Source organism: Pseudomonas monsensis (assembly GCF_014268495.2).
Lineage (GTDB): Bacteria > Pseudomonadota > Gammaproteobacteria > Pseudomonadales > Pseudomonadaceae > Aquipseudomonas > Aquipseudomonas monsensis.
Window position 1 is genome coordinate 2962246 of the sequence record NZ_CP077087.1, and the last position, 13482, is coordinate 2975727.

The 13482-nt window shown below is 60.5% G+C and carries 11 protein-coding genes; 4 read left to right on the forward strand and 7 right to left on the reverse strand.

From position 1 onward, the window contains the following. Nucleotides 1–4: 4 nt before the first annotated feature. Nucleotides 5–964, reverse strand: a complete 960-nt coding sequence (locus HV782_RS13005; RefSeq protein WP_007913915.1) for an AAA family ATPase — start codon at nucleotides 962–964, stop codon at nucleotides 5–7. Between the two features lie 291 nt (nucleotides 965–1255). Then, nucleotides 1256–1609, reverse strand: a complete 354-nt coding sequence (locus HV782_RS13010; protein WP_186748466.1) for a hypothetical protein — start codon at nucleotides 1607–1609, stop codon at nucleotides 1256–1258. 504 nt (nucleotides 1610–2113) lie between these two features. On the opposite strand from HV782_RS13010, the gene HV782_RS13015 reads away from it, so the two are divergent. Continuing rightward, complete coding sequence (locus HV782_RS13015) at nucleotides 2114–7009, forward strand: NAD-glutamate dehydrogenase (protein ID WP_186748465.1); 4896 nt, start codon at nucleotides 2114–2116, stop codon at nucleotides 7007–7009. Between the two features lie 165 nt (nucleotides 7010–7174). Here the strand turns inward: HV782_RS13015 and HV782_RS13020 are convergent, their stop codons facing one another. The 4 genes from HV782_RS13020 to pdxR form a co-directional block, all read right to left on the reverse strand. Continuing rightward, nucleotides 7175–7888: an ATPase gene (locus HV782_RS13020; protein ID WP_186748464.1), complete on the reverse strand. Its 714-nt coding sequence runs from the start codon at nucleotides 7886–7888 to the stop codon at nucleotides 7175–7177. A gap of 216 nt (nucleotides 7889–8104) precedes the next feature. Further along, nucleotides 8105–8509, reverse strand: coding sequence for a cupin domain-containing protein (locus tag HV782_RS13025; RefSeq protein WP_186748463.1), 405 nt, complete (start codon nucleotides 8507–8509; stop codon nucleotides 8105–8107). 230 nt (nucleotides 8510–8739) lie between these two features. After that, on the reverse strand, nucleotides 8740–9033 hold the full coding sequence (locus tag HV782_RS13030) for a putative quinol monooxygenase (RefSeq protein ID WP_123468040.1): 294 nt from the start codon (nucleotides 9031–9033) through the stop codon (nucleotides 8740–8742). Nucleotides 9034–9156: 123 nt separating this feature from the next. Next, nucleotides 9157–10590 carry a MocR-like pyridoxine biosynthesis transcription factor PdxR gene (pdxR, locus tag HV782_RS13035; protein WP_186748462.1) on the reverse strand — a complete coding sequence of 478 codons (1434 nt, stop codon included), beginning with the start codon at nucleotides 10588–10590 and terminating at the stop codon, nucleotides 9157–9159. 328 nt (nucleotides 10591–10918) lie between these two features. On the opposite strand from pdxR, the gene HV782_RS13040 reads away from it, so the two are divergent. Continuing rightward, a complete protein-coding gene (locus HV782_RS13040) occupies nucleotides 10919–11359 on the forward strand; it encodes a carboxymuconolactone decarboxylase family protein (RefSeq protein WP_186748461.1) in 441 nt (146 codons plus the stop codon). Nucleotides 11360–11702: 343 nt separating this feature from the next. Here the strand turns inward: HV782_RS13040 and HV782_RS13045 are convergent, their stop codons facing one another. Continuing rightward, entirely contained in the window at nucleotides 11703–12047 is a 345-nt protein-coding gene (locus tag HV782_RS13045; RefSeq protein WP_186748460.1) for a hypothetical protein, read from the reverse strand. Between the two features lie 207 nt (nucleotides 12048–12254). Here HV782_RS13045 and HV782_RS13050 point away from each other — a divergent pair, with 207 nt between their 5' ends. Then, entirely contained in the window at nucleotides 12255–12920 is a 666-nt protein-coding gene (locus HV782_RS13050) for a secretin and TonB N-terminal domain-containing protein (RefSeq protein WP_186748482.1), read from the forward strand. Beyond that, nucleotides 12917–13468: an RNA polymerase sigma factor gene (locus HV782_RS13055; protein WP_064119825.1), complete on the forward strand. Its 552-nt coding sequence runs from the start codon at nucleotides 12917–12919 to the stop codon at nucleotides 13466–13468. The genes HV782_RS13050 and HV782_RS13055 overlap by 4 nt, the downstream gene beginning before the upstream one ends. Nucleotides 13469–13482: the final 14 nt, after the last annotated feature.

Genomic DNA, 13482 nt, shown 5'->3' on the forward strand with positions numbered 1-13482 from the left:
GGGGTCAAGCGACGGCTACGACGTCGAGAATCCGCTGCACCACCCGATCCTGATCAATGCCGGCGGCTTCGGCTTCAAACGACAGAATGATGCGATGACGCAACACGTCGAACAGCACCGCCTGGATGTCTTCGGGGCTGACAAAGTCGCGACCGGCCAGCCAGGCGTGGGCACGTGCGCAACGGTCGAGGGCGATCGAGCCACGCGGGCTCGCACCGTAGGCGATCCACTCGGCCATTTCCGGGTCGAACTTGGCCGGGTTGCGCGTGGCCATAACCAGTTGCACCAGGTATTCCTCCACCGCATCGGCCATGTACAGACCGAGGATTTCCTTGCGCGCAGCGAAAATCGCCTGCTGGCTGACGCGGCGTTCCGGTTTGGTTTCGCCGTTCAGCGCTTCGCCACGGGCCTGCTGCAGGATGCGGCGTTCGACGGCAGCATCCGGGAAACCGATTTTCACGTGCATGAGGAAGCGGTCGAGCTGCGCTTCCGGCAGCGGGTAGGTGCCTTCCTGCTCGATCGGGTTCTGCGTGGCCATCACCAGAAACAGCGGCGACAGCTCATAGGTGCTGCGCCCGACACTGACCTGACGTTCGGCCATGGCTTCGAGCAGCGCCGATTGCACCTTGGCCGGGGCGCGGTTGATTTCGTCCGCCAGCACCAGGTTGTGGAAGATCGGCCCCTGCTGGAACACGAAGCTGCCGGTTTCCGGGCGATAGATCTCGGTGCCGGTGATGTCGGCAGGCAAAAGGTCCGGGGTGAACTGAATGCGATGGAACTGGGCTTCGATGCCCTCGGCGAGTTCTTTGATCGCTTTGGTCTTGGCCAGACCCGGCGCGCCCTCGACCAGCATGTGACCGTCGGCGAGCAGGGCGATGAGCAAGCGCTCGATGAGTTTTTCCTGGCCGAGAATCTGCGTTGAAAGAAAGGTTCGCAGCGCCAGCAGCGCTTCACGATGTTCCATCGGTGACTGTTCCTGGAAAGGGGTGGCCGCAGGCGTTCGGATAACGCCGGGGCTGGGGGCGTTACTTTAATCCATCGAGGGGGGTGGCGACTAACGGCATTTTGCGCAAAGTGCGGGAAATGACTGGGGCAATTGTTGGATTTTTGTAGTGGGAGAGTGTTGCGGTGGCAGTTCCGGCCCCATCGCTGGCAAGCCAGCTCCCACAGGTATCAGCGATGCGCATGCAATTTGTGCAACACATCGGTCACTGTGGGAGCTGGCTTGCCAGCGATGGGGCCAGTTCAGACGCCATCAAATCTCGCTGATGAAGGTACCCGTCCCATCAAGGATATTCTTCAAAGTCTCAACAACCTCATCCAGATCAACCATATCCGGGTTGAAGGTGATTTCCAGCACATCATCCCCGTTCAACGCATCGGCATCCGCCGCCGCGATCTCGATCTTCAGCAGCGTCTTGCTCAGGGTGACTTTCACCCCGTCCAGCGTCGACGGCTCGCCATCCAGGGTGATCTCCAGCTCATCCTCGTCCGGATAGCGGCTCATTACGAACATCTCGCCCTTGTCGGTGTGGCAGCCAATCATGGCCATGTTGTCTTCTTCGTCGTCGCACGGGTTGACGATCAGTAGGGCGGTGTTCATTTGCATGGTCAATTCCTGCCTTGAGGGGCGTGTCGGTCGCAATAGGGCGCGATTCTGCCAGCCCTCGGGAATTTCTGCATGTGAGAGTGTCAGAGGATGTGTCGCGCGCACGGCACAGGTCAATGGTCACTTCTGGGACGCCTGTACCGTAAAAGCGGGCATTCAGGCCGCCGTTTTCCGCCATGACTGCTAGTGTTTATCGGTGCCAAATCCTTTGTTTACGTGCCAATGACCGAATATGTCGCAGCACCGCAAGCAGACACATTGTCGCACCCATTAAGCTGCGCAACGGATGAGCACCTGTAAAGGCATTGTCGGCAGTGCGGACAGTCGTTTTTGCAGATGCCCATTCAATGGAAGGTGAATGTGACCTGAGTGTCTCGTCCAGCTTCACCCACCTGTCACCCTGTTTCCTCTGCCCGAGAATCAGGAACAGGGCGACACAGGCCCCGAAAGGGGTGTTGCACGCGACGCTTTCCATCAATAACAAGCTTAAGCGGAGTACCACAGATGGCGTTCTTCACCGCAGCCAGCAAAGCCGACTTCCAGCACCAACTGCAAGCGGCACTGGCGCAGCACATCAGTGAACAGGCACTGCCACAAGTGGCGCTGTTCGCTGAACAATTCTTCGGCATCATTTCCCTGGACGAGCTGACCCAACGTCGCCTCTCCGACCTCGCTGGCTGTACTCTTTCCGCGTGGCGCCTGCTTGAGCGCTTCGATCACGCGCAACCGCAAGTGCGCGTCTACAACCCCGATTACGAACGCCACGGCTGGCAGTCGACCCACACCGCGGTCGAAGTGCTGCACCACGACCTGCCATTCCTGGTCGACTCGGTCCGCACCGAACTGAACCGCCGCGGCTACAGCATCCACACCCTGCAAACCACCGTGCTCAGCGTACGCCGTGGCAGCAAGGGCGAGCTGCTGGAAATCCTGCCAAAAGGCAGCACCGGTGAAGGCGTGCTGCACGAGTCGCTGATGTACCTGGAAATCGACCGCTGCGCCAACGCGGCCGAACTGAGTGTGCTGAGCAAAGAGCTGGAACAGGTGCTCGGTGAAGTCCGCGTCGCGGTCGCCGATTTCGAGCCGATGAAGGCCAAGGTGCAGGAAATCCTCACCAAGCTCGATCACAGCGCCTTCGCCGTCGATGCCGACGAAAAGAACGAAATCAAGAGCTTCCTGGAATGGCTGGTGGGCAACCACTTCACCTTCCTCGGCTACGAAGAATTCGTGGTTACCGATCAGGCCGATGGCGGCCACATCGAATACGACCAGAATTCCTTCCTCGGCCTGACCAAACTGCTGCGCACCGGCCTGACCTACGAAGACCTGCGTATCGAAGACTACGCAGTAAAATACCTGCGCGAACCGACCCTGCTGTCGTTCGCCAAGGCCGCGCACCCGAGCCGCGTGCACCGTCCGGCGTACCCGGATTACGTGTCGATCCGTGAAATCGACGCGGACGGCAACGTGATCAAGGAACACCGTTTCATGGGCCTGTACACCTCGTCGGTGTATGGCGAGAGCGTGCGGGTCATCCCGTTCATCCGCCGCAAGGTCGAAGAAATCGAACGCCGTTCCGGCTTCCAGTCCAAGGCTCACCTGGGCAAGGAACTGGCGCAGGTCCTCGAAGTACTGCCGCGTGATGACCTGTTCCAGACTCCGGTCGACGAACTGTTCACCACCGTGATGTCGATCGTGCAGATCCAGGAACGCAACAAGATCCGCGTGTTCCTGCGCAAAGACCCGTACGGTCGTTTCTGCTACTGCCTGGCCTACGTGCCGCGCGACATCTATTCCACCGAAGTGCGCCAGAAGATCCAGCAAGTGCTGATGGAGCGCCTGAAGGCCTCCGACTGCGAATTCTGGACGTTCTTCTCCGAGTCCGTGCTGGCCCGCGTGCAGCTGATCCTGCGTGTCGATCCGAAGAACCGCATCGACATCGACCCGGTGCTGCTGGAAAAAGAAGTCGTACAAGCCTGCCGCAGCTGGCAGGACGACTACGCCGCCCTGACCGTCGAAAGCTTCGGCGAAGCCCACGGCACCAACGTGCTGGCCGACTTCCCGAAAGGCTTCCCGGCCGGCTACCGCGAGCGTTTCGCTGCGCATTCGGCCGTGGTCGACATGCAGCACCTGCTGAGCCTCAACGAAAAAAATCCGCTGGTGATGAGCTTCTATCAGCCGCTGGGCCAGGTGTCCGGCCAGCGCGAGCTGCATTGCAAGCTGTATCACGCCGACACGCCGCTGGCGTTGTCCGACGTGCTGCCGATTCTGGAAAACCTCGGCCTGCGCGTGCTGGGTGAATTCCCGTACCGTCTGCGTCACACCAATGGCCGCGAGTTCTGGATTCACGACTTCGCGTTCACCGCTGCCGAAGGCCTGGACCTCGACATCCAGCAACTCAACGACACCCTGCAGGACGCGTTCGTGCACATCGTCCGTGGCGATGCCGAGAACGATGCGTTCAACCGTCTGGTGCTGACCGCCGGCCTGCCGTGGCGTGACGTGGCGCTGCTGCGCGCCTATGCCCGTTACCTGAAGCAGATTCGTCTGGGCTTCGACCTGGGTTACATCGCCAGCACCCTGAACAACCACACCGACATCGCTCGCGAGCTGACCCGGTTGTTCAAGACCCGCTTCTATCTGGCGCGCAAACTCAGCGATGAAGATCTGGAAGACAAGCAGCAGCGTCTGGAACAGGCGATTCTGAGCGCACTGGACGACGTCCAGGTGCTCAACGAAGACCGCATCCTGCGTCGTTACCTCGACCTGATCAAAGCCACCCTGCGCACCAACTTCTACCAGACTGACGCCAACGGCCAGAACAAGTCGTACTTCAGCTTCAAGTTCAACCCGCACGCGATCCCTGAACTGCCGAAGCCGGTACCGAAGTTCGAAATCTTCGTTTACTCGCCACGCGTTGAAGGCGTGCACCTGCGCTTCGGCAACGTCGCTCGCGGTGGTCTGCGCTGGTCCGACCGTGAAGAAGACTTCCGTACCGAAGTCCTCGGCCTGGTAAAAGCCCAGCAAGTGAAGAACTCGGTCATCGTGCCAGTCGGCGCGAAGGGCGGCTTCCTGCCGCGTCGCCTGCCACTGGGCGGCAGCCGTGACGAGATCGCGGCCGAGGGCATTGCCTGCTACCGCATCTTCATTTCGGGTCTGCTGGACATCACCGACAACCTGAAAGACGGCGCGCTGGTACCGCCATTGAACGTGGTTCGCCACGACGATGACGACCCGTACCTGGTAGTGGCAGCGGACAAGGGCACTGCAACCTTCTCCGACATCGCCAACGGCATCGCCATCGACTACGGCTTCTGGCTGGGTGACGCGTTTGCTTCCGGTGGTTCGGCCGGTTACGACCACAAGAAAATGGGCATCACCGCCAAGGGCGCGTGGGTTGGCGTACAGCGTCACTTCCGCGAGCGCGGCATCAATGTTCAGGAAGACAGCATCACTGTGGTCGGCGTGGGTGACATGGCCGGTGACGTGTTCGGTAACGGCCTGTTGATGTCCGACAAGCTGCAACTGGTCGCGGCTTTCAACCACATGCACATCTTCATCGACCCGAACCCGAACCCGGCGACCAGCTTCGCCGAGCGTCAGCGCATGTTCGACCTGCCGCGTTCGGCCTGGACCGACTACGACACCAGCATCATGTCCGAAGGTGGCGGTATCTTCTCGCGCAGCGCGAAGAGCATCGCGATCTCCCCGCAGATGCAGGAACGCTTCGACATCAAGGCGGACAAGCTGACCCCGACCGAACTGCTGAACGCCTTGCTCAAGGCGCCAGTGGAACTGCTGTGGAACGGCGGTATCGGTACTTACGTCAAAGCCAGCACCGAAAGCCACGCCGATGTCGGCGACAAGGCCAACGATGCTCTGCGTGTGAACGGCAACGAACTGCGCTGCAAAGTAGTGGGCGAGGGCGGTAACCTCGGCATGACCCAACTGGGGCGTGTGGAATTCGGCCTCAATGGCGGCGGTTCCAACACCGACTTCATCGACAACGCCGGTGGCGTGGACTGCTCCGACCACGAAGTGAACATCAAGATCCTGCTGAACGAAGTGGTTCAGGCTGGCGACATGACCGACAAGCAACGCAACCAGTTGCTGGCGAGCATGACCGACGAAGTCGGTGGTCTGGTGCTGGGCAACAACTACAAGCAGACCCAGGCCCTGTCCCTGGCGGCGCGTCGTGCCTACGAGCGCATTGCCGAGTACAAGCGTCTGATGAGCGATCTGGAAGGCCGTGGCAAGCTGGACCGTGCCATCGAGTTCCTGCCGACCGAAGAGCAGATCAACGAGCGCGTTGCGGCAGGCCATGGCCTGACCCGTCCTGAGCTGTCGGTGCTGATCTCGTACAGCAAGATCGACCTCAAGGAACAGCTGCTGAACTCGCTGGTGCCGGATGACGATTACCTGACCCGCGACATGGAAACGGCGTTCCCGCCGACCCTGGTCAGCAAGTTCTCCGAGGCCATGCGTCGTCACCGTCTGAAGCGCGAGATCGTCAGCACCCAGATCGCCAACGACCTGGTCAACCACATGGGCATCACCTTCGTTCAACGACTCAAAGAGTCGACCGGCATGAGCCCGGCGAACGTGGCCGGTGCTTACGTGATCGTGCGTGACATCTTCCACCTCCCGCACTGGTTCCGTCAGATCGAGGCGCTGGACTATCAGGTTTCCGCTGACGTGCAGCTGGAGCTGATGGACGAACTGATGCGTCTGGGCCGCCGCGCTACCCGCTGGTTCCTGCGTGCCCGTCGCAACGAGCAGAACGCTGCCCGTGACGTCGCGCACTTCGGTCCGCACCTGAAAGAGCTGGGGCTGAAGCTCGACGAACTGCTGAGCGGCGAAATCCGCGAAAACTGGCAGGCGCGTTATCAGGCTTACGTCGAAGCCGGTGTGCCGGAGTTGCTGGCGCGTATGGTCGCGGGCACCTCGCACCTGTACACGCTGCTGCCGATCATCGAAGCATCCGACGTGACTGGCCAGAACCCGGCCGAAGTGGCCAAGGCGTACTTCGCCGTGGGCAGCGCGCTGGACATCACCTGGTACCTGCAACAGATCAGCGCGCTGCCGGTTGAAAACAACTGGCAGGCCCTGGCCCGTGAAGCGTTCCGTGACGATGTCGACTGGCAACAACGCGCGATCACCATCTCCGTCCTGCAACAGGGCGACGGCACTCAGGACGTGGAAGCACGCCTGGCGCTGTGGATGGAGCAGCACGAAAGCATGATCTCGCGCTGGCGCGCCATGCTGGTGGAAATCCGTGCAGCGAGCGGCACGGACTACGCCATGTATGCGGTGGCCAACCGTGAACTGCTGGACCTCGCCTTGAGCGGGCAAGCCGTGGTGGCCCCGGCTGCTGCGAATGCCGAGCTTGAACTGGCGTAAGTAGTGGTTGAATGAAAAAGCCCCTGCATTGTGAGATGCAGGGGCTTTTTTATGCCTGAGATTTTTGTGGTGCCTAGTCTGGCCCCTTCGCGAGCAAGCTCGCTCCCACATTTGAAATGCATTCCCCCTGTGGGAGCGAGCTTGCTCGCGAAGGGGCCCTTGTCATCAATACAACTTAGATGACTGTTTGCTATCAAGCATCGACACTTTGTCCGCAGGTCTAGCGACTAGATTGTTGAGCGATTGGTCAAACTTCTGCAACGCCCGAGTTTGAACATCCTGCTGCTGATTGATATCGGCCACGATCTCCTCCGAACGTTTGAAGTCCGCCCACACGGGTGTCAATTCTCTCGCCTCGGAGCCTTTCGCCGTACCGATGTAATTCAACTGCGCATCATAGAAGTCCGCGCTCACGTCTGCCTTGATGTCGGAACTGCGCGAAGTGATCAACTGGCTGTGGGTGTCGACAATCGCCACCACATCCGGTCTGGCTGCGCGCAGGCTGTGCATGTCCGGATACACCGTCACCGAGCCGAACTGGCGTTGCAGCGATGCCTTGACCCAGTCCACCGCCATGTCCGGTTTGGAGCTGGCAACATAGGCGTCATGGATCGGTTGCACCAGCAAACTCTGGCCGAAACCGGTGCCGGCGTTGGCTTGATAGTCGCGCAGGTATTCGCGGTTGGTCTGGGTGCCTGGGCTGTAGACCACGCCGAGCGACACGCCGGGGCCGCTTTTCACCTGCGCGGCGCTGCTGCGGGCGACCGGTTGGGTGAACAGGGTGTCGAGGGACGAGACGGCTTTCGGCGCGGTGGGCACTGAACAGGCGGACAAGGCTAGAACCGATATCGCCAAGGTACTGGCAAAGGCAAGTTTCATGGTGTTTCTCCCGTGAAACAACATCAGTCGGACAGTTTAAAAGTCGTTAATCACGACCGTTAACTCAGACTAAACCCGCCAACCTGACAATTTGCTGAGCGAACCGCCGTTGAATAGTTTCATTTGCTGTAACTCGCAGAGGTTAATGACGCCGGGAAATAAAAAGGCGCCAATCCGCGATTTGCGCCTGATTATTTTTGGCTGGTTAAACAGCCATCAGTTTTTCAGCGGGATCAACACTTGCTCATCCGGGGCCAGCACCATGAACACCAGCAACTTCGCCGGTTTGCTCTGGCTGGCATTTTTCGACACCAGATGCTCGGAGCCGGCGGGTTCGTACCAGAACTGGCCCTTCTTGTAAGTGATCGGTGATTCACCCTTGACCTGGGAAATCACCTCACCTTCCAGCACGTAAGCCATCGCCGTGCCGTCGTGCTTGTGGGCGATAGAGGACTGGCCGGGTTTGTAGTCCACTTCGATCATCATGGCTTTTTTGCCGGGGGCGTTTTTCAGCATCTGGTCTTGCAGCACGGTGACTTTTTCTGACGGATCGTGAGCGAAGACGGCCGTGGTGCAAAGGCTCAGGGCGAGGGCGGCAGCGAAGAGGGGCAGGGCTTTCATGGCGGGTTACCTGTGATGATCGGGGGTGGTGCTGATCACAGTAGTCCGCAGGGCGGAGCATTCAAACGGCCAATATTCGGGAAGATCGGGTGACCAATCTGTGGATTTTCAGCGCTTGCAAATAAGCCATCGCTGGCAAGCCAGCTCCCACAGGATTCAGCGTCGTTCGAAAATTAATGTACGACACAAAAAATTGTGGGAGCTGGCTTGCCAGCGATGGCGTCAGCAAGTCAAACGATAGGAAACGAGTTGAAATCGACGCTATTGGCCAGCCGGCTATCAATCAGGTCAATAAACCCCTGCGCCTCGGGCCGGTTGAAATGCGCCTGCATCGCCGCCTCCGACTGCCAATGGGCGCTGACCGTCCAGCGGTGGCTGTCCTCGGGGCAGCGGTCGACCAGGTAGGAATCGCAGCCGGGTGTCTCGCGCAAGGTGTCGACGATCCTCTGCAGTTGCCTGCCCAGCTCCTCCGAGCGGCCGGCGGCGGCCTGCACCTGAACGGTGTTGATCACTTCGTTGGACATTGCTCACACTCCTTAATCAGGCCGGACGAGTCCTGCTCATTGAGGGATAACGCTGATGCAGAATAGGCCTGCACCCCCGGATCACCAATAACCAATCGGCGGTTAATCACCCAGTCCAATCATTCACGCAACTTGTTGCAGGATGTCGCGCAGGCGATCCAGAGCGATATCAATGTCCAGCGTTTCAATGGCGCCGAAACCGAAGTACAAGCCGTTTTTCGCCGGTTGCTGGTCATAGAAAATGTCGATGGAGTACAGGCCGACCTCGACCCTTTTCGCCAGTTCGATCACCAGCGGCAGATCGATCGGCACCTTGCAGAGCACCGCCATATGAAAGCCCGCACTGGCTGGCACCGCGTCGAGCCAGGGCGACAGATCGGTCGCCATGCGCGCCAGAATCCGTTCGCGGCGCTGGGCGTAAATCGCGTGGCAGCGGCGGATGTGCTTGAGCAGACAACCCTCGGCGATGAACTTGGCCAGCGCCCATTGCGGCAGGGTCGGGGCATGCTGGTCGGTGAGTTTTTTGGCGCGAATCACCGCTTCGAGGATCGCCGGCGGCAGGATCGCGTAGCCCAGGCGCAGCTCTGGCAGCAGGGTTTTGGAGAACGTGCCGACATAGGCGACGATGCCGCGCTGATCGAGGTCGTGCAGTGAGTCAGTGGGGCGACCTTCGTAGCGGAATTCGCTGTCATAGTCGTCCTCGATGATGATCGCCCCCAGCTCATAGGCCCGGGCCAGCAAGGCTTCACGGCGCGCCTGGCTCATCGACATGCCCAGCGGGAACTGGTGTGACGGGGTGACGTAAATCAGCCGCGTGCCCTCGGGAATCTGCTCGGCCACAATGCCTTCGGCATCCACCGGCACACCGACCACTTGTGCGCCGTGGGTGCCGAACAGCAGACGCGCTGGCGGGTAGCCCGGGTCTTCCATTGCCACCCGGCTGCCGGGGCTGATCAGCACGCGGGAGATCAAGTCCAGCGCCTGTTGTGCACCGTTGCACACCACGATGTCTTCGTCCTGGCAGTTGATCCCGCGTGAGAACGCGATGTGCCCGGCAATCGCATGGCGCAGCGCCGGAAGGCCTTCGGGCACGCTGTAGAAACCCTTGGAGGGGGCCATCTGGCGCATGGCGTGCGAGACGCAGCGGCGCCAGTCGTCATGGGGAAACTGGCCCTTGCTGGTGGCGCCGCCGATGAAGTCGTAGCGCAGCGAGCCTTGCAGCGTTGGGTGCTGCAGGAACATCGGCAGGGTGCGCCAGCGCTCGATCACCTCGGCGCTGGCCAGTTCAGTGTGGCTTTGCTTGCGCTGAATCTGCGCCGGGCGCGCATTGACGTAAGTGCCTTTGCCGATCACTCCGGTGAGGAAGTTTTCGTAGGTCAACTGGGCGTAGGTGTCGGAAATGGTCTTGCGCGAGATGCCCAGTTGTTCGGCCAACAGGCGGCTGGGCGGCAACTGCGTGCCCGCCGCCAGCCGCCCGGATTCGATGGCCCCGCGCAGCTGTTGGTACAACTGGCCGGCGAGGTCCTTGCGGCCGTTGATCACCACGTGAAGTTCCATACCGACGAGGCTCCGGGGGGCTATTGGTGTGCCCGCCAGATTACCGCTGTTGCGTGTTCGGCAATAGTTGCGCACCACAAAAACCCGAAATTGGCCTCAATCCCCTGTCGGAGTGAGCCTGCTCGCGATAGCGGTGTATCAGGCGAAATATTCTTTGGATGTGCCGACGTAATCGCGGGCAAGCCCGCTCTCACAGTGTTTTGCAGTGCCCGCAAGAAATCGTATTTTTCCTGTCAGTGGTGTAGCGGTTTTCCGTGCAATTGGGGCTGTAACGCGCAGGTGTCGGCGTTTACGGTGAAGTCATTATTCCGTCTGCCGAGACCTGCCCATGAGCCCGCGCCTGGATTACTACAATGCGTCGCCCAAGGCGATGAAAGCGATGATCGCGATGGAGGCGCTGACCAGCCACCTGAGCATCGAACAGCCGTTGCTGCAACTGATCAGGATCCGTGCCTCGCAGCTCAATGGCTGCGCGTTCTGTACTGACATGCACTCGGTGGATGCACGGCGCGCGGGGGAGAGTGATCGGCGTTTGTATGCGATCGCGGTGTGGCGTGACAGCGGCTTCTTCAACCCGCGTGAGCGTGCGGCGCTGGCCTGGACCGAGGCGGTGACGTTGTTGGCTGAAAGTCATGTGCCCGATGAGGTGTACCAGCAGGCCAAGGCGCAGATGAGCGAAGCGGAACTGGTGGACCTGACGATCGCCGTGACCACGATCAACAGCTGGAATCGCCTGGCCGTCAGCTTCCGCCAAACCCCCAGTGACTGACGTACACATTCACCTGTGGCGAGGGGATTTATCCCCGTTGGGTTGCGAAGCAGCCCCCAAACCTTACAACTCGGTACATCAGGCTCACCCTGCGCAGCGGGTTTACGACTGCTGCGCAGCCGAACGGGGATGAATCCCCTCGCCACAGGTTGGGAGCCTCCCTGCAGGTTAGTGAGTCTCCCTGCAGGTTGGTGAGCTTCCCTACAGGTTGGGAGCCTGCCTACAGGTTGTGAGCCTGCCTACAGGTTATTGAGCCTCCCTGCAGGTGTGTGAGTTCGCTCCTTACAGGTTAGTGAGTTGCCTCCTTACAGGTGTGTGAGTTCCTTGCCCCCAGGTGGATGTGTCATTTATTGATGAGTGGAGAGGTGCCGGCATTGGCTGGTGGGCGTTGCGGTTTTACCGAGGTGCCGAAAGTATTGCCCATTCGCGTGCTGGTCGCGGCCGGGGTTGCGAGGCCCACCTGATTCGGTGGCCGCTTGTTGACGGGCACATTCAGCGCTTGCTGATTTTTCTCCGCCGCCGCTGCGCCTTGCGGGTTGTTGCCCATCTGCTGGCTCAGGCAATCGTAGTTCGGCGCCTTGTACCCGCCGACCGTCACCTCGACACAGCCCAAGGGGTCTTCGGCAAAAGCGCTCGACAGCGCCGTCAACAACAGCCCGCCAAGGCTGAATCGCCACAGTGTGTTCATGCTCGCCTCCTGGCCGGCCCGGAGGGGCCGCGCTATGGCTTGAGTCTAGTGCAAGCCTTGCGCAAATCCCGTGATGGTTTTTTTGCACCGTCCGTCACACCAGATTCATAAACAGCCCTCAGGATGACGATTTCCAAGGATTCGTCAGCCGTGCAGCGAGGCAGTTCCAGGGACGGTTTTCAGCGTTCAACGAGACTTGTGCGCCGGATGTGTCTGGGGTGGCTGCTTGGCTGTGCAGCGGGCCACGCCATGGCCGACGCGGTGCCGGCGGACTTGCGCATGACGCTGCATATTCCGGCACAGGATCTGGCGCACGCGCTGGACCAGTACAGCCACGCCACCGGCGTAGCGGTGCTGGTCGACAGTCAGTTGAGTCGCGGTCGTCGCTCGCTGGCAGTGGACGGTGAGTACACCGCCGCCGATGCCTTGCGTCGATTGCTCGGCGGCAGTGGTTTGATGGCGCGTTATGCCCGGGACGATGCGTTTACGTTGCAAGTGGCGCAGGTCGAAGACGTGCCGGCGCCGCCACAAAAACAGACGCCCGAAAGCGTTGCCGTCAACCGCAGTTACGCCACGGCCGTGCAAGCGGCCATCGAGCGCAACCTGTGCCGTTCGCCGCTGACCCGTCCGGGCAGTTATCGCGCGGTGTTGCAGGTGTGGGTCGGGCGTGACGGCGTGGTGCAGCACAACCGGTTGGTCACCTCGACCGGCGATGTACGGCGCGACAATGCGCTGGTAGAGAGCTTTCGCAATCTCAGGATCGACCGGCCGACGCCCAGCGCCTTGCGTCAGCCGGTCACGTTGCTGTTGTTACCGGAGTCGTCAGGGAAACGCATGGAATGCACCACATGGGAAGGAGTTTCCGGGGGATGAAAGACACCGGACAAGGTTCGATGGTCCAACTGTTCCTGACGTCCTACGAGGACTTTCGGGTGCGCCTGCGCAGGCGTCTCGGTTCGGAAGACCTGGCCAACGACGTGCTGCACGAAACCTACCTGCGGGTCGACCGCATGGAGACGCCGCCGAACGTCCTGCGGCCCAACGCCTACCTCTATCGCATGGCCCTGAACATCGCTGCCGACCGCCGCCAGGCCGATGCACGCCTGCTCACCGGCGAGGAAGTCGAGGAACTGCTGCAAATCGGTGACGAAGCCCTCGATCCGGCGCGGGTGGTGGGCGGGCAAAAGGAAATCCAGTCCCTGCTCAGTGCCCTCTACGAGCTGCCCGCACGCCGTCGCAGAATTTTCATCGCTGCGCGGCTGGAAGAGGCGCCGCACCTGGAGATTTCCCAGCGTTTTGGCATTTCCACGCGCATGGTCGAGAAGGAAATCAAAGCCGCGTTGGGCTTTTGTGCAGCGAAACTGGAAAGAAAAGTGTTTCAGCGGTTCGGTCGCGGGGCCGGAAAACCGTCTTCTGAATAGTGCCCGATCAATTC